General features: G+C 69.7%; 16 protein-coding genes. 10 read left to right on the forward strand and 6 right to left on the reverse strand.

All coding sequences use genetic code 11. The annotated features are described in order from the left end of the window. Nucleotides 1-192: 192 nt before the first annotated feature. From E7T09_RS07895 to E7T09_RS07940, 10 genes are all read left to right on the forward strand, one after another. Nucleotides 193-1,161, forward strand: a complete 969-nt coding sequence (locus E7T09_RS07895; protein ID WP_136388644.1) for an acetylxylan esterase — start codon at nucleotides 193-195, stop codon at nucleotides 1,159-1,161. A gap of 195 nt (nucleotides 1,162-1,356) precedes the next feature. Beyond that, on the forward strand, nucleotides 1,357-1,779 hold the full coding sequence (locus tag E7T09_RS07900; protein WP_136388645.1) for an SRPBCC family protein: 423 nt from the start codon (nucleotides 1,357-1,359) through the stop codon (nucleotides 1,777-1,779). A 60-nt stretch (nucleotides 1,780-1,839) separates the two neighbouring features. Next, entirely contained in the window at nucleotides 1,840-2,742 is a 903-nt protein-coding gene (locus E7T09_RS07905) for an SMP-30/gluconolactonase/LRE family protein (RefSeq protein ID WP_136388646.1), read from the forward strand. A 19-nt stretch (nucleotides 2,743-2,761) separates the two neighbouring features. Then, the gene (locus tag E7T09_RS07910; RefSeq protein WP_136388647.1) at nucleotides 2,762-3,664 is read left to right on the forward strand and encodes an NAD(P)-dependent oxidoreductase; all 903 of its coding nucleotides are present in this window, start codon (nucleotides 2,762-2,764) and stop codon (nucleotides 3,662-3,664) included. A 25-nt stretch (nucleotides 3,665-3,689) separates the two neighbouring features. Beyond that, on the forward strand, nucleotides 3,690-4,448 hold the full coding sequence (locus E7T09_RS07915; RefSeq protein ID WP_205746959.1) for an SDR family oxidoreductase: 759 nt from the start codon (nucleotides 3,690-3,692) through the stop codon (nucleotides 4,446-4,448). Beyond that, entirely contained in the window at nucleotides 4,445-4,975 is a 531-nt protein-coding gene (locus tag E7T09_RS07920; RefSeq protein WP_205746960.1) for a gluconokinase, read from the forward strand. The genes E7T09_RS07915 and E7T09_RS07920 overlap by 4 nt, the downstream gene beginning before the upstream one ends. An 87-nt stretch (nucleotides 4,976-5,062) precedes the next feature. Then, nucleotides 5,063-6,553 carry a decarboxylating NADP(+)-dependent phosphogluconate dehydrogenase gene (gene gnd / locus E7T09_RS07925; protein WP_136388649.1) on the forward strand — a complete coding sequence of 497 codons (1,491 nt, stop codon included), beginning with the start codon at nucleotides 5,063-5,065 and terminating at the stop codon, nucleotides 6,551-6,553. A gap of 171 nt (nucleotides 6,554-6,724) precedes the next feature. Next, nucleotides 6,725-8,389, forward strand: coding sequence for an FAD-dependent oxidoreductase (locus tag E7T09_RS07930; RefSeq protein WP_136388650.1), 1,665 nt, complete (start codon nucleotides 6,725-6,727; stop codon nucleotides 8,387-8,389). After that, nucleotides 8,386-8,697, forward strand: a complete 312-nt coding sequence (locus E7T09_RS07935) for a UBP-type zinc finger domain-containing protein (RefSeq protein WP_136388651.1) — start codon at nucleotides 8,386-8,388, stop codon at nucleotides 8,695-8,697. Before E7T09_RS07930 ends, E7T09_RS07935 begins: the two co-directional genes overlap by 4 nt. Nucleotides 8,698-8,767: 70 nt before the next feature. Continuing rightward, entirely contained in the window at nucleotides 8,768-9,772 is a 1,005-nt protein-coding gene (locus E7T09_RS07940) for an aldo/keto reductase (protein WP_136388652.1), read from the forward strand. Between the two features lie 43 nt (nucleotides 9,773-9,815). Here the strand turns inward: E7T09_RS07940 and E7T09_RS07945 are convergent, their stop codons facing one another. The 6 genes from E7T09_RS07945 to E7T09_RS07970 all read right to left on the reverse strand — a co-directional run bounded on the left by E7T09_RS07945 (nucleotide 9,816) and on the right by E7T09_RS07970 (nucleotide 15,735). Further along, nucleotides 9,816-10,868, reverse strand: coding sequence for an LLM class flavin-dependent oxidoreductase (locus tag E7T09_RS07945; protein WP_136388653.1), 1,053 nt, complete (start codon nucleotides 10,866-10,868; stop codon nucleotides 9,816-9,818). 81 nt (nucleotides 10,869-10,949) lie between these two features. Next, complete coding sequence (locus tag E7T09_RS07950; protein WP_136388654.1) at nucleotides 10,950-11,519, reverse strand: NADPH-dependent FMN reductase; 570 nt, start codon at nucleotides 11,517-11,519, stop codon at nucleotides 10,950-10,952. Nucleotides 11,520-11,684: 165 nt separating this feature from the next. Beyond that, a complete protein-coding gene (locus E7T09_RS07955) occupies nucleotides 11,685-12,269 on the reverse strand; it encodes a hypothetical protein (protein ID WP_136388655.1) in 585 nt (194 codons plus the stop codon). Nucleotides 12,270-12,290: 21 nt separating this feature from the next. Next, the gene (locus E7T09_RS07960; protein ID WP_136388656.1) at nucleotides 12,291-13,622 is read right to left on the reverse strand and encodes an ABC transporter permease; all 1,332 of its coding nucleotides are present in this window, start codon (nucleotides 13,620-13,622) and stop codon (nucleotides 12,291-12,293) included. Continuing rightward, a complete protein-coding gene (locus E7T09_RS07965; protein ID WP_136388657.1) occupies nucleotides 13,619-14,383 on the reverse strand; it encodes an ABC transporter ATP-binding protein in 765 nt (254 codons plus the stop codon). The genes E7T09_RS07960 and E7T09_RS07965 overlap by 4 nt, the downstream gene beginning before the upstream one ends. Next, complete coding sequence (locus E7T09_RS07970) at nucleotides 14,380-15,735, reverse strand: efflux RND transporter periplasmic adaptor subunit (protein ID WP_136388658.1); 1,356 nt, start codon at nucleotides 15,733-15,735, stop codon at nucleotides 14,380-14,382. Before E7T09_RS07970 ends, E7T09_RS07965 begins: the two co-directional genes overlap by 4 nt.

Below are 15,735 nucleotides of genomic sequence, written 5' to 3' on the forward strand. Positions count from 1 at the left end.
AACCTCCGGGAGCGTGTTCCGTCTCCACCCCTTGGAGCCTGCCCAGGAGTGAAAAGTTCCAGGTGAACCCGTGGGTGGATGCCGGGTGCCCCCGATGGGGGCGGCATACTTGACGCGGCGTCCCACCACTCACGTCACCGGACGGCCACACGTCCACTACGCGCGACCACCGGCCGATCCACAGGAGAATTCATGGCACTCTTCGACCTACCCCTCGAGCAACTCCGCACCTACCGCGCGCCCGGCCGCGCTCCGACCGACTTCGACAGCTTCTGGTCGGCCACGCTGACCGAAGCGCGCACGCACGATCTGCAGGCGACCTTTACCGCCGTCGACACGCCGTACGTCACGGTGGACGTGTTCGACGTCACCTTTGCCGGGTGGGATGGGCAGCCGGTGAAGGGCTGGTTGACCCTGCCGCGCGCACGTTCCGCCCCGCTGCCGTGTGTGGTGGAATTTATCGGCTATGGCGGCGGGCGCGGCCTGGCCACCGATCACCTGAGCTACGCCAGCCTCGGCTACGCGCACCTGCTGATGGACACGCGCGGGCAGGGCAGCGTGTGGCGGCAGGGCGACACCCCGGACGACGCGCCGGGTGCCGGGCCGCAGATTCCCGGCTTCATGACGCGGGGAATCCAGTCGCGCGAGACGTACTACTACCGCCGGGTGTTCACGGACGCCGTGCGGGCCGTGGAGACCGCCCGTTCGCATGCGGAGATCGACGCCTCCCGCATCGCCGTGGCGGGCGGCAGCCAGGGCGGCGGCATCGCGCTTGCGGCCGCGGGCCTGACCGACGTGCAGCTGTGCCTGCCGGACGTGCCGTTCCTGTGCCACTACGACCGCGCGACCCGGATCGTGGACAGCTACCCCTACGGCGAGATCGTCAATTACCTCAAGACCCACAAGGGACGCGTGGAGGACGTCTTCAGTGTCCTCGCGTACTTCGACGGCGTGCATTTTGCCGCGCGCGCCCAGGCCTCGGCCCTGTTCTCGGTGGGCCTGATGGACGACATCTGTCCGCCCAGTACCGTGTACGCGGCCTTCAACGCCTACGCGGGCCAGAAGGACATCCGGGTGTACGAGTTCAACCGCCATGAGGGCGGAGAGAACGTGCACGGTGGGGAGCGGATGGCGTTCCTGCACGCGCACTGGCGACCCTGAGCGAAGCGCGCTCGCGAACCCATGAGGGTTGCCGGAACCGCGTGCCGGTGGCAGGATTGGAGCACCTTCCCGATCCTGTCTGTGCCGACATCGGATCCGCTTGACGTCGGCTCCATTGATGACTGGGGCGGCCTCTGGCCAGACCGATGGGCTCAGGCTGGGGCGGACATCGGGTGGATCCAGTCAGGAGGGAACATGAGCGGAGCAATCACGGTCACGACGGACATCGACGCCCCGCTGGACGCCGTATGGACGGCGTGGACAGCGCCGGAGCACATCACCCAGTGGAACCAGGCGAGCCCGGACTGGCACTGCCCGAAGGCGAGCAACGACCTGCGGCCGGGCGGCCTGTTCTCGTCGACCATGGCGGCTCGGGACGGCAGTTTTGAATTCGAGTTCGGCGGTGAGCACACGGCCGTCGTACCGCATGAGCGGATCGAATCGCGCCTCGGCGATGGCCGCACCATGCAGGTCGTCTTCGAGGCGCAGGGAGCCCACCGAACCCGCGTCACGGAGACCTTCGAGCCCGAGGGGCAGAACCCGGTCGAGATGCAGCGTGCGGGCTGGCAGGCCATCCTCGACACCTTCCGGCAGCACGTCGAGGGCACGCTGGCGTGAAGGCCGTGCGGGATCGCGCGCCGGCTCCTGCCCCTCCGGAGGAGTGACAATGGACGGCACATGACCCCTGTGACGACGGAACATCCCTTTCCTGGCCTGGAGGCGCTGATACCCGCACACGCCCGCCTGGAGCACCTCGCGGCGGGCGGGACGTGGACGGAAGGGCCGGTGTGCCAGGACGACGGCAGCGTCTTGTGGAGCGACATTCCCGGCAACCGCGTGCTGTCGTGGCACCCGGAACGCGGTCAGGCCGTGTTCCTGCACCCCGCTCACTTTCACAACGGGCACACCCGCGACGCCTCGGGGGCGCTGTATGCCTGCTCGCATGGTGAACGGGCCGTCCTGAAGTCGACCGACCAGGGGCAGTCGTGGCAGGCCATCGCCACGCACCATGAGGGCCGGCGCCTGAACAGTCCCAACGACATCATCGTCGCGCCAGACGGAGCCGTGTGGTTCACGGATCCGCCCTACGGATTGATCCAGCCGCACGAGGGCTACGGCGGCGAGCAGGAGCAGCCGGGCTGCTTCGTGTACCGCCTCGACCCGTCCACTGGCGAGGTCACGGCGAAGATCACGGACATGATCCGCCCGAACGGCCTGGCCCTCAGTCCGGATGCCCGGACGCTGTATGTCACCGATACCAGCCGGAGCCACGATCCGGAGGGACACCACCACATCCGTGCGTATCCCCTGGCCGGTGACACGGTCGGCGCAGGTCGATCCTTCGCCGTCGTTGATCCCGGCCTGCCCGACGGCATCCGCGTCGACGAGTACGGCAACGTCTGGTCGAGCAGTGGCGGCGGCGTGCAGGTCTACGCGCCGGATGGCCGCCGGCTGGGCGTGGTGCCGGTGCCCGAGGTGATCGGCAACCTGACCTTCAGCCACACCGAGGCCTATCTGTACATTGCCGCGACGACCAGCCTGTACCGCGTCGCGGTCAGCGTGAAGGGCAACGCTTTCTGAGGCGCCGCGAAGGACGGCCATGACGACACGGCCAAGGGTGGCGCTGATCGGCACGGGCCTGATGGGTCGGCCGATGGCCGGACGCCTGCTCGACGCGGGCCTGCCGCTGACCGTGTCGAACCGCTCAGCCCCGTCGCTGGACGCGCTGGACGCCCTGGGCGCCACACGGGCCGACAGCCCCGCCCAGGCCGCGCGGGACGCCGACATCGTCTTGACCATGCTGCCGAACGGCGGCGTCGTCACGGACGTGCTGATCCGCGGCGGGGTCTTTGCGGCGGCCCGGCCCGGCACGCTGTTCATCGACATGAGCAGCGTTCATCCGGCCATCGCCCGCGATCTGGGGGCGCAGGCGGCCACGCGCGGACTGCGCTTCATGGACGCCCCCGTCAGCGGCGGCATCACGGGCGCGCAGCAGGGCACCCTGGCGATCATGGTGGGCGGCACCGAGGCCCTGCTGGAGGAGGCCCGGCCGGTGCTGTTGGCACTGGGCACCCCCAGGCTGGTCGGCCCGGTTGGGAGTGGGCAGCTGTGCAAACTGGTCAATCAGGTAATCGTGGCGGTCACCATCGGCGCGGTCGCCGAGGGCCTGACGCTGGCGAAGGCGGGCGGCGCCGACCCGGCCCGCGTGCGCGAGGCGATCATGGGGGGATTCTGCCAGAGCCGGATCCTGAGCGAACACGGCGCGCGCATGGTCGAGCAGCGGTTTACCCCCGGCGGCACCATCGCCTACCAGATCAAGGATCTGGACGCCGCGCTGGACGTGGCGCGCACCGTCGGCGCGGTTCTGCCCCTGACGGCCCGCGCCCGCGAGCTGTTCGCCGCATACGCCGCTGGCGATGATGGCGCGCGGGCTGGCGACGACCACAGCGCCCTGATCCGCCACATCGAGGCACTGAGTGGCCTGCGGCCGGAGCAGGCCTGACCGCCGGTAGGACACAATACTGACGATGAATCTGTTCGACCTGACCGGAAAACGCGCCCTGATCACCGGCAGCGGCGGTGGCATCGGCCTGGCACTCGCACGTGGGCTGGCGGAGCACGGCGCGCAGGTCGTGCTGAACGGCCGCGATCCGGCCAGGCTGGACGTGGCCGCCACCCAGCTGCGTGCTGAGGGTCATGCCGTCGAGACGGTGCCCTTCGACGTGACCGACGAGGCCGCCGTGATCGCGGGCGTCGCGCAGGTGCTCGCGGGCGGTGAGCTGCACATCCTGATCAACAACGCGGGCATCCAGCGCCGCACGCCGCTGACAGACGTGACGCTTGAACTGTGGAACGAGGTGCTGACAGCCAACCTGACGGCCGCCATGCTCGTCTCCCGCGAGGTCGCGCCGCACCTGCTGGCGCGTGGGAGCGGCAAGGTCGTGAACATCCTGTCGCTGATGAGTGAATTGGGCCGGAAAACCATTGCGCCGTACACGGCGGCCAAGGGTGGCCTGAAGATGCTGACGCGCGCCATGTGTGCCGAGTGGGCGGCCGGCGGCGTGCAGGTCAACGGGATCGGGCCCGGGTATTTCACCACCGAGATGAATCAAGCCCTGCTGGCCGACGCCGCCTTCACCACTTGGATCGAGGCGCGCACGCCGGCAGGCCGCTGGGGTGACCCCTCGGAACTGGTGGGCGCGGCCGTGTTCCTGTCGTCGGAGGCGAGCAATTTCGTGAACGGACAGGTGGTGTACGTGGACGGCGGCCTCCTGGCGGTGCTGTGAGCGGGGACGGCGGCAGGCCGACGCGCGCCGTGATCGTCATGGGCGTGTCCGGCAGCGGGAAGACCACCATCGGTGCGGCCCTGGCCGCGCGACTGGACTGGGCCTTCGTCGACGCCGACGACCTCCACCCGCCCGCGAACACGCAGAAGATGTCGCGTGGGGAGCCACTCACCGACGCCGACCGCGCGCCGTGGCTGGCGGGCCTCCACCGGCTGATCGCCCACCACGTGCAGGACGGCCCGCCGCTGGTGCTGGCCTGCTCGGCCCTCAAGGAGCGGTACCGCCGCACATTGATCGGCAACGTGGTGGGGGTACAGCTCGTGTTCGCGCGGGGCAGCCGCGACCTGATCGCGGCCCGGATGCGGGCGCGCTCGCATTTCATGCCGCCCAGCCTGCTCGACTCGCAGTTCGCCGCGCTGGAAGAACCGCAGGACGCCGTGACCGTGGACATCAGCTCCCCGCTGGACGACATCGTGGCGGACCTCGTCCGAACCATCTCCGGCGGCTCCCCGGCTGAACAACGTTGAGCCACCGCCCTGAGTGGCCGCTAGAGTCAGAGTCCTGCTGCCCTCGTTTCCGCCCGGCGCGCCGCCCTCTCCTCCACTGGAGTTCCCATGACCACACTGCCAATCCCCGCCGACCCCACCGCCCTCCCGCAGGCCGATATCGGCGTGATCGGGCTGGCCGTCATGGGCGAAAACCTGATCCTGAACATGGCGAACCACGGCTTCACGGTCGCCGCCTTCAACCGCACGGTCAGTAAGGTAAGTCACTTCACCGAGGGCCGCGCGCGTGGCCTGAGCATCATCGGGGCGAACACCCTGGAGGAACTGGTGGGGCTGCTCCGGCGGCCACGCAAGGTCATGCTGATGGTCAAGGCCGGGCGGCCGGTCGAGGAGTTCATCGAGCACCTCCGTCCCCTGCTGGAACCCGGCGACATCCTCATCGACGGCGGCAACAGCCATCCCAGCGACACGCAGCGGCGCATGCAGGATCTGGCCAAGGATGGCCTGCTGTACGTCGGCACGGGGGTGTCTGGCGGCGAGGAGGGTGCCTTGACCGGCCCGAGCATCATGCCCGGCGGCTCACCGGCCGCGTGGCCGGAGATCCGGCCCATTTTCCAGGCGATCGCTGCGAAGGTCGCCGACGGAACGCCCTGCTGCGACTGGGTGGGCGAGGGCGGCGCAGGGCACTTCGTGAAGACCGTGCACAACGGGATCGAGTACGCCGACATGCAGATGATCGCGGAGGCCTACCACCTGCTGCGCGACGTGGGGGGCCTGAGCGCCCCCGAGGCGGCAGACGTATTCCGCGAGTGGAACGCCGGGGAACTCGATTCCTACCTGATCGAGATCACGGCCGACATCCTTGGCAAGACCGACGACGTGACCGGACAGCCCCTGGTGGACGTGATCCTGGATACCGCCGGACAGAAGGGCACGGGCAAGTGGACGTCGGTGGGTGCGCTCGATGCAGGGGCGCCCGCCATGACCATCACCCAGGCCGTGTACGCCCGCTACATGAGCGCCCTGAAGACCGAGCGCGTGGCGGCCAGCGCCGTGCTGCCCGGCCCCGCCGCGCGGCCCGCCCCGGACCGCGCCACGCTGGTTGAGCAGGTTCGCCGCGCGCTGTACGCCAGCAAGATTGCCGCGTACGCGCAGGGCTTCCAGCTCATGCGCATGACTGCCCAGGAGTCCGGCTGGACGCTCGATTACGGCAGCATCGCGCGGATGTGGCGTGGGGGCTGCATCATCCGCGCCGCGCTGCTCGGCACCATCAGCGACGCCTTCGCGGCGCAGGCGGAGCTGCCGAACCTGCTGCTGTCGCCACCGTTTGTCGCTGCGATCAGTGAGCACCAGCAGGCGTGGCGTGAGGTGATCGCCCTGGCGGCCCTGCACGGCGTGCCGGTGCCGGCTTTCAGCAGCGCCCTCGCTTACTACGACTCGTACCGCGCCGCGCGGCTGCCCGCCAACCTGCTCCAGGCGCAGCGCGATTACTTCGGCGCCCACACCTACGAGCGTACGGACGGCCCGCGTGGCGAATTCCACCACACCAACTGGACCGGGCGGGGCGGCGAGACGGCCAGCACGACGTACAACGCCTGAGCCCAGTGCCAGGCCGCCGATGACCGGCCTCGGCGCACCCGGACGGCTCGGGCATCGCCAGTGGCTCAGCTGCAATAGATGGTCGTCGGAGCGGAGGGGACGCGTGAGCAACCGAACACAGAACCAGGACGCCAGATCGCCCCGGAACCCGGTGTCCAGGGGTCACGCCGCGTGATCACGCCGGAACTGCTGCGCTCGCTGGCGCTGTTCGCTTCGCTGGATGACGCCGCGCTGCAGGCGGTGGCGCTCGAAGCGGCAGACGTGCGTCTGAACGCGGGCGAGTACCTGGTGCAGGAGGGGGATTCGGTCGCGTTCTTCGTGCTGCTGGAGGGGCAGTTGGACGTCAGCAAGGAGGTCGGCGGGGTGCTTCAGACGCTGGACACCTACGGCCCCGGCGACTCCTTCGGGGAACTGCCCCTGCTGCTCGGCACGTCCGCGACCGTGAACCTGCGCGCTGCGGGCGCCGTGCGCGTGCTGCAGCTGGACGGCCCCGACTTCCTGGCGCTGCTGGCCCACTCGGAGGCGCTGGCCGCCACGGTCATGGCGAACATGACGCGCCGCGTGCGGAACCTGCAGCGCGTCACGCTCGGCGCCCCGGTGGTGCCCACGCTGCTGGTCGGTTCCGCAGACGACCTGCGGTGTTTCAGGTTGCGGGAGTTCCTGTCGCGCAACCAGGTGGCGTTCCGCTGGCTGGATCCGGAGTCGCCGGTCATGGCCTGCGACCTGCCGCCGCTGGAGGCCGGCCCGCTGCCCGCCGTGATCCTGCCCGGTGGGGAGGTGCTGCGCCAGCCGGACGTGCAGGAGGTGGCGCGCCGGGTGGGACTGCAGGTGGAGCCGCACCTGCCGGAGTACGACGTGGTGATCGTGGGCGGCGGCCCGGCCGGGCTGGCGGCGGCCGTATACGGCGCGTCCGAGGGCCTGTGCACGCTGCTGCTGGACAAGGAGGCGCCCGGAGGGCAGGCGGGCACCAGCAGCCGCATCGAGAACTACCTGGGGTTTCCCACGGGCCTGTCCGGCGCGGAACTCAGCGCCCGCGCGCTGCGGCAGGCGCGGCGCTTCGGCGCGGAGGTCGTCATCACCCGCGAGGTGACGGCCCTGGAGCCGGGCGAGACCGGGCACACGGTCGTCCTCGACGGCGGCGACCGCGTGCAGGCCCAGAATGTCGTGCTGGCGATGGGTGTGGAGTGGCGCAAGCTGCCGCTGCCGGACGCCGGGCGCTTCGTGGGGCGCGGCCTGTGGTACGGCGCGGCCCGCACGGAGGCGCCGGGCACCCGCGGCAAGGACGTGTACTTGATCGGTGGGGGCAATTCGGCCGGGCAGGCGGCCATGTTCTTCTCGAACTACGCCGCGCGGGTCTCCATCCTGATCCGGGCAGACCGCATCGAGCAGGGCATGTCGCAGTACCTGGTCGCCCAGCTGCGCGTCCGGCCGAACGTCCGCATCTGCGAGCACTGCGAGGTGACGGCGCTGCGCGGCGACGCACACCTGCAGGGCCTGACGGTGCACCACCGTGACACGGGCGAGGACGAGCAGGTGGAGACGGACTCGCTGTTCGTGCTGATCGGCGCGGACGCCCGCACGGACTGGCTCGGGCGCACCGTGCTGCGCGATGAGCGCGGGTACGTGTGCTCAGGGCTCGACCTCGCGCCGCAGAATGCCTGGCCCCTGGAGCGGGATCCGTTCCTGCTGGAGACCAGTGTGCCGGGCGTGTTCGTGGTGGGCGACGTGCGGCGCGGCTCGATCAAGCGCGTGGCGTCCGGCGTGGGCGAGGGCAGCATGAGCATCGCCCTGATTCACCAGTACCTGGCCCTGGAGCCGGGCGGGAGGAACGCATGACCAAGGATTCACCGGCCTGCACGCACCTGAATTCCATCCGAGCGGTTACGCCCAGCGCGCACGGCTGCGAGGAGTGCCTGAACACGGGCGACACCTGGGTTCACCTGCGGATCTGCCTGGAGTGTGGCCACGTGGGCTGCTGCGACTCCTCAAAGAACAAGCACGCTTCGAAGCACTTCCGCGCGGCCCGGCACCCGCTCGTGCAGAGCATGGAGCCCGGCGAGGACTGGCTGTGGTGCTACGAGGACGAGGTGATGCTCGAACCCGGCAGCGGGCCCCTGTGGCGCGGGCCGTGGCGCAAGGGCTGAACCCCAGCGCCGCGCCCACCCGCTACAGTGGCGGCACGCCCGCCGCCCCGCTCCTGACCGAGGTTCATTTATGGTGTACGATCCCAGCCCCCAGCGTTACGAGTCCCTTCCCTACCGCCGCGCCGGCCGCAGCGGCCTGCAGCTCCCGGTCATCTCGCTGGGCCTGTGGCACAACTTCGGCGGCGTCGACCGCCATGAGAACGCGCGGGCGATGGTGCGCGCGGCCTTCGACGGCGGCATCACGCATTTTGACCTGGCCAACAACTACGGGCCGCCCCCCGGCAGCGCGGAAACCACCTTCGGCCGCCTGCTCAGAGAAGACCTCGCGCCGTTCCGGGATGAGCTGATCATTTCCAGCAAGGCCGGGTACACCATGTGGCCCGGCCCGTACGGCGACTGGGGCAGCCGCAAGTACCTGATCGCCTCGTGCGACGCGAGCCTCAAGCGCCTGGGCCTCGACTACGTGGACGTCTTCTACCACCACCGGCCCGATCCGAACACGCCGCTGGAAGAGACCATGCGGGCGCTCGACCAGATCGTCCGCAGCGGGCGGGCACTGTACGCAGCGGTCAGCAATTACCCGGCGGCGCTCCTGCGCGAGGCCGCGGGCATCCTGCGGGAGCTGGGCACACCCTTCGTGCTGAACCAGCCGAGTTACTCGATGTTCAACCGCTGGCTGGAACCCGACGGCCTGGTGGGCGCGCTGCGCGATGAGGGCGTGGGCGGCATCGTCTTCAGTCCGCTGGCGCAGGGCATGCTGAGCAGCAAGTACCTGAACGGCATTCCCGCCGACTCCCGCGCGGCGAGTGCCACCGGCTTCCTGAAAGCCGAGCAGGTCACGCCTGAGCGCATCGAGCAGATCCGCGCGCTGAACGCCATTGCCCAGGCGCGGGGGCAGACGCTGGCCCAGCTCGCGCTGGCGTGGGTGCTCCGGCACCCGGAGATCACGTCCGCCCTGATCGGCGCGAGCCGCCCCGAGCAGATCACGGACGCCATAGGCGCCCTGAAGGCCGGGCCGATCACCGACGATGAGCTGGCCCGCATCGAGGCGATCCTGAGTCCTCCGTCGGCCTGAGCACCGCTGCGGGGAGCACGGACAGACCAGGATTCCGGGCGGTCTACGCGGTGGCCGTCCGCCCGGCCAGGGCCTGCTGGACGAGCGGGATGACGTTTGCGCCCAGCAGCGTGATGGCGTCGAGCATGGCCGCGTGGGGCAGCAGCACGTTCGTCATCTGGAAGGTCAGGCGGTCGATTCCCCCCAGGACGTCGTTCGCGTAGAGCACCTTCTGGGCGACGGTCTGCGGATCGCCGATCAGGTACGGGCCGCCGGGGCCGGTCGAGGCGTCGAACTGCGCCCGGCTGGGCGGTGACCAGCCACGTTCGCGGCCGATGGTGTCCAGCATCCGCGCGTAGCCGGGGTAGAACAGATCCAGGGCCTGCTGGGTGCTGGGCGCGACGAAGCCGAACAGATGCACGCCCACCTTCAGCGTCTCTGGGGCATGCCCGGCGCGGCGGCTGGCCTCGCGGTACAGGTCGATCAGCGGACGGAACTGCCGCATGTCCCCACCGATGATCGCGACCATCAGCGGCAGGCCCAGCAGTCCGGCGCGCACGAAGGATTGCGGCGTGCCGCCCACGCCCAGCCAGATGGGAAGCCGATCCTGCGCGGGCCGGGGGTAGATGCCCTGTCCGGTCAGGGCCGCGCGGTGCTGGCCGGACCAGTGCACGTGGGTGTCATCGCGGATCTTCAGCAGCAGGTCGAGGTGCTCGGCGAACAGCGAATCGTAGTCCTGGAGGGCCAGCCCGAAGAGGGGGAAGGCTTCGGTGAACGAGCCGCGTCCGGCGATGATCTCGGCCCGTCCGCCGGAGAGCAGGTCAAGCGTGGCGAATTCCTGGAACACGCGCACCGGGTCGGCCGCGCTGAGCACCGTCACCGCGCTCGTCAGGCGGATGCGCTCGGTGCGGGACGCGGCGGCGGCCAGGATCACGCTGGGCGCGGAATCCAAGTACTCCTGGCGGTGGTGTTCCCCGACGCCGAAACTGTCCACGCCGGCCTGATCTGCCGTGACGATCTCCTCGATCAGGTTCTTGAGGCGCTGGCTGGCGCTCAGGGTGATGCCGGTCACGGGATCCGAGACCACGGCGGCGAAACTGTCGATGCCGATCTGCACGTCAACCTCCAGGGGTGGTCAAGCAGTTCCGCCAGGCGACCGACCACCCGGTCTGCCGCCTGGCGGAATCGGGGCGCGGGTTCAGGCCTCGCGGGCGGTTTTGAGGGCCGTGGCCCACCACTCGAGTTCGGTCAGCATGTTCTGCACGCCGGGCTGCAGGTGCGCCATGTCCTCCAGGGCCGCGCCCTGCTGCCACGCGCCCATGAAATCCGCACCCTGGATGTGCACGCCGGTGCGGGTGGGGGCCATCTGGAGTTCCACGGCGATCAGGCGCAACTGCTCGATGGCGCGGGCAGCGCCGACGGAGCCGTAGCCGACGAAGGCGACCGGCTTCTTGTTCCATTCAGGGTAGGCGTAGTCCAGGGCGTTTTTCAGCACGGCGGTCGGGCCGTGGTTGTACTCGGCCGTCAGGATGATGAAGCCGTCGTACTGGGCGACCGTCTGTTGCCAGCGAACCGCGACCTCGTTCGTGCTGGGTGCCCACGCGTTCGAGGCGACCTCGTCGAAGAAGGGCATGGGGAAGTCGCGCAGGTCGAGGAAGTCGTAGGTGACATCGCTGCGCTGCGCGACGATGTCCTTGAGCCACGCGGCGGGCTTGTCGGCGAAGCGGGTGGCGCGGGTGCTGCTGATGATAATGGCAATTTTGAGCATGATGGTCTCCTCGGAGCAGCGCCGTGGCGCTGTCACTACCGAACTATACTCTGTTTTTTCAATCAGTGTGTATTACAAATTGTTTTATCAATGCTAAGGCATCGCTGCACGGAGCGACCAGGCAGGAGCGGAACCCCTGCCCGGTCGTCCTGTGGTAACACGTGACTATTTCTTCTGCAGCACCATGATGTACGCCTTGAGCGCGTCGGCCTGGCGGCCCTGCTTGAAGGGATTGAACTGGCCGGGCTGGAAGTTCCCGCCCTGGCCGTTCTGGCCCTGCGCGCCGTTCTGCCCCCCGGGCCGCTGGCCGCCCCCAAAGCCGCCCGCCCCTGGAACGCCGGGAATCCGCACGCCGGCGCCCCCACTGGCCTGCGCCTGGGCGCGCCGGGCGGCGCGTTCCTGCTCGGCCTTGAGCTGCAGATCATCCATGGCGGTGAGCTGCCCCTCGGTCATGATCTTGTCCTCGATCTGCGACAGGTACTTCTTCGCGTCGTTCGGCTGGATCCCGGCCGCTTTCTGCAGGCTGGTCAGGATCGGCAGCAGCAGCTTGGCCTGGGCCTTGGTCATGGCCGTGGCCGGGTTCTTCTCCAGGTCCGGCAGCAGGCGGATGTCCTGGGCCAGGTCGAAGATGGGCTGCATCTGCTTCATGCGGGCCTGCATCTCGGGCGTCAGCTGACGCTGCTGGGTCTGCTGGGCGGCGGCGAGGGTGGTGACGGCCAGGGCGGTGGTAAGGAGGGCGGTGTGTTTCATGGCTGTTCTCCTGAAGAAGAGTTATTCGTAGCGGAGGGAATCGACCGGGTCGAGTCTGGCGGCGCGGGCGGCCGGGTAGTACCCGAAGAACACGCCGACGAGCGCGCTGAACACGAACGCGACGATCATCGGCGTGGGCGAGAACACGGGCGTGATGCCAAAGCCCCGGCCCCCGAATGCGGCGGCCACGCCGAGCACCATGCCGATCACGCCGCCGCTGACCGACAGCAGGGACGCCTCGACCAGGAACTGCGTGAGGATGTCGCGCGGCTTGGCGCCCAGGGCCTTGCGCACCCCGATCTCGCGGGTGCGTTCGGTGACGGACACCAGCATGATGTTCATGATCCCGATCCCGCCGACCAGCAGCGAGATTCCGGCGATCGCGCCGACCAGGATCGTGAGGGTGTTGGTGATGGCGCTGAGACTGGCCAGCGAGTCCGCCTGGTTCTGCACCTGGAAGTCCAGGCTGGTGGGGTCGGTCAGCTTGTGCCGGACCATCATCAGATCGGTCACGTCGGACTGGAGCTGCTTGAGGTCCTTGGCATCGGTGGCCTGCATGTACACGTTGTTCACGGTGGGCTCGCCACTGCTGGCGTTGGTGCGGGAAAACCGCTGGAGGTAGGTGCTGAGCGGCACGAGCACCTGACTGTTGGCGTTCCCGAAGCCGGAGTTGCCCTTGTCGGGCAGCACGCCCACGACCGTGAAGTTCACCGAGCCGAGCCGGATGCGCTGCCCGATGGCCTGGTCGTCGGTGGCGCTGCCGTCCGTGCCGTCGCCCCACAGGTCGAGCAGCACCTGATGGCCGATCACGGCCGTGCGCTTCTTGCCGTCCACATCGGCCTGCGTGAAGTAGTCACCGGTAGCGACGGGGCTGTTGCGGACCGATTCGTACGCAGGCCACGTCCCGACGATGGTCGCCTGGGTGTTGTTGCTGCCCAGTTTCGCCTGCACGCTGCTCTGCGCGGCGGGGGCGACCCCGACGATGCGGGACGCGAAGGTGGTGGCGAGCGCCTCGGCGTCCTTCACGGTGACACTCTGGCGCGGCCCGGCGCGCACCAGGCTGCCACCGCCGAAGCCGCGCGCACTGCCCACCGTGAGCAGGTTGGTGCCCAGCGATTCGAGGTTGCGCGTGACGCCCGCCGTGCTGCCCTGGCCGATGGCGGTCAGGGCCACGACCGCCGCCACCCCGATGATCACGCCCAGCGCCGTCAGGATCGAGCGCAGCGGCGTGCCGATGATCGCGCGCCACGCGATGGTGAACGCGCCGCCCAGGCCGATTCCTCCACCGCGCCGATGCGGCGTGGCCGCGAGCGGCGCCGCGGCCGGGGCGCGCTCCGGGGAGGTCGTGGTCATGCCTGCGCCTCCAGCGGAGCGGGTACGCGTGGCACCTGCCGGGTGTCGCTCTCGATCAGGCCGTCGCGGACGCGCACGACCCGTTCGGCGTAGGCCCCGATGTCCTGCTCGTGCGTGACGAGGACGACCGTGGTGCCCTCGCGGTGCAGTTCGCTGAAAAAGGCCATGACCTCCTCGCTGGTGCGGGTGTCGAGGTTCCCGGTGGGCTCGTCCGCGAGCAGCAGCCGGGGACTGCCGGCCAGAGCGCGGGCGATCGCCACGCGCTGCTTCTGCCCACCGCTGATCTGGCTGGGCAGGTTCTTCGCCTTGCTGTCCAGACCGACCCGCGTCAGGACGTGCATGGCCCGCTCCCGCCGCTCGCGCGGGGGCACGCCGGCGTAGGTTAGGGGCACCTCCACGTTCTCGACGAGGCTCAGGCGCGGCAGCAGGTGGAAGGCCTGGAACACGAAGCCGATGTCCTGGTTGCGCGCTTCGGCCCGTTCGTTCTCGGTCAGCGTCGTGACGTCCCGGCCGCCCAGGACGTAACTGCCGCCCGAAGGCCGGTCAAGCAGTCCGATGATCTGCATCAGGGTGGTTTTGCCGCTCCCCGACGGGCCCATCAGGGCGACCATCTCGCCCGGATAGATCTGCACGCTGACGCCCTTGAGGGCCGCGAACACGATGTCGCCCGTCTCGTACACCTTGCGCACGTCCCGGATGTCCACGACCGCCGGTCGCGTGGGCGCGGCGGCGGACAGATCCGGGGTGGGGGCGGCGGTCATGGCGCGCCTCCGGGTGGCGGGCCGAAGCCGCCCTGGGTTCGCGCCGTGCCCGAGCGGGTGGCCGCGCCGCTGCTGGCGCTCTTGCCGGGCACGATGATCGTCTGACCGGGCGTGAGCCCGCCCGTCACGACGGTGTTGGTGCCGTCGGTCGCGCCCGTCTCGACGCGCACCCGCTCGGGATCGGCCCCGGCGGCGACGGGCACCTGCACGTACGAGCGGGTGCGAACCGTCTGGATCGCCTTGCTGGGCACCAGCAGGCCGCGCTGCTCGCTCTGGATGATATCGGCCTGGGCGGTCATGCCGCTGCGCAGCTTGCCGCCCGCATTGCCGAGCTGCACGGTCGCGGTAAACACCGAGATGCCGTTGCTCTGCGTGGCGCCCGGCGACACGCGCACGACCTTCCCGGAGAAGGTCTGGCCGTCATAGGCGTCGAGCGTCACCTCGGCCGCCTGCCCGACCTTCACGCCGGAGATCTCGGTCTCGTCGATCTGCACCGGCAGGTTCAGGGTGGTGTCGTCGAGCAGCGTGAGGATGGTCGCGCCACTGGTCACGACAGTGCCCTCGGTGGCGCTCACGGTGCTGATGACGCCCGTGATCGGCGCGTACACCTTGAGTTCCGACCGGGCCTTCAGGGCAGTACTCAGCGCGTCCTGCGCCTGCTGCACGGCGATCACCTGACTGCGCAGGTTCTGCGCGTCGCTGCTGCCGCCGGTGGCCGCCTGGGTCTGCGCAGCGTCCAGACTGGCCCGCGCGGACTCCGCCGACTGCTGGGCCTTCAGCACCGCCGACTGGGCGTCTGCGAGCGCCTGGGCACTGACGGCCCCGATGGCGCTGAGGCGCTGCTGGCCCTGCAACGTGCGCTGGGCGTCCGCAAGGGCCTGCTCGGCCTGCGTCAGGCTGTTCTGCGCCTGCGTGACCGAACTGCTGCGTCCGGCGGCCGAGTTCGCCTGGCTGGCCCGCGTGGCGTCCACGGCGGCGCGGGCCTTGTCCAGGTTCAGCTGAGCGGTCTGCACGTTCTGGTCGACCGTGTCGCTTTTCAGGACGGTAATCAGCTGGCCCTTCGTGACGCGTTCCCCCACGGCCGGCACCGGCCCGACCGTGGCGGTCAGGTCGGCGCCCACGGTACGGGTCACGTTCGCCTCGAGGGTGCCGGGGCCGCTCACGCTGACGCGCAGGACACCCGGATCGGCGGTGGCCGTGGTCGTGGTCACCGGAGCGGTGGTCGTGGCGGCCGACCGGCTGCGCGCCACGTACACCCCGCCGCCCACCCCCGCCAGCAGCACCAGGCCCGCGAGCACCCACGGCCAGCGGCGCCGACGGGCTGGCCGGGAACCGACAGACGGAGAGGTCAT

This window comes from Deinococcus sp. KSM4-11 (assembly GCF_004801415.1).
In the GTDB taxonomy this organism is placed as follows: Bacteria; Deinococcota; Deinococci; order Deinococcales; family Deinococcaceae; genus Deinococcus.

Excerpts from the sequence above, each read along its gene's own strand:
- E7T09_RS07895 (WP_136388644.1), top strand. The coding sequence starts at position 193 with ATGGCACTCTTCGACCTACCCCTCGAGCAACTCCGCACCTACCGCGCG.
- E7T09_RS07900 (WP_136388645.1), top strand. The coding sequence starts at position 1,357 with ATGAGCGGAGCAATCACGGTCACGACGGACATCGACGCCCCGCTGGAC.
- E7T09_RS07905 (WP_136388646.1), top strand. The coding sequence starts at position 1,840 with ATGACCCCTGTGACGACGGAACATCCCTTTCCTGGCCTGGAGGCGCTG.
- E7T09_RS07910 (WP_136388647.1), top strand. The coding sequence starts at position 2,762 with ATGACGACACGGCCAAGGGTGGCGCTGATCGGCACGGGCCTGATGGGT.
- E7T09_RS07915 (WP_205746959.1), top strand. The coding sequence starts at position 3,690 with ATGAATCTGTTCGACCTGACCGGAAAACGCGCCCTGATCACCGGCAGC.
- gnd (WP_136388649.1), top strand. The coding sequence starts at position 5,063 with ATGACCACACTGCCAATCCCCGCCGACCCCACCGCCCTCCCGCAGGCC.
- E7T09_RS07935 (WP_136388651.1), top strand. The coding sequence starts at position 8,386 with ATGACCAAGGATTCACCGGCCTGCACGCACCTGAATTCCATCCGAGCG.
- E7T09_RS07940 (WP_136388652.1), top strand. The coding sequence starts at position 8,768 with ATGGTGTACGATCCCAGCCCCCAGCGTTACGAGTCCCTTCCCTACCGC.
- E7T09_RS07950 (WP_136388654.1), bottom strand. The coding sequence starts at position 11,519 with ATGCTCAAAATTGCCATTATCATCAGCAGCACCCGCGCCACCCGCTTC.
- E7T09_RS07955 (WP_136388655.1), bottom strand. The coding sequence starts at position 12,269 with ATGAAACACACCGCCCTCCTTACCACCGCCCTGGCCGTCACCACCCTC.
- E7T09_RS07960 (WP_136388656.1), bottom strand. The coding sequence starts at position 13,622 with ATGACCACGACCTCCCCGGAGCGCGCCCCGGCCGCGGCGCCGCTCGCG.
- E7T09_RS07965 (WP_136388657.1), bottom strand. The coding sequence starts at position 14,383 with ATGACCGCCGCCCCCACCCCGGATCTGTCCGCCGCCGCGCCCACGCGA.
- E7T09_RS07970 (WP_136388658.1), bottom strand. The coding sequence starts at position 15,735 with ATGACCTCTCCGTCTGTCGGTTCCCGGCCAGCCCGTCGGCGCCGCTGG.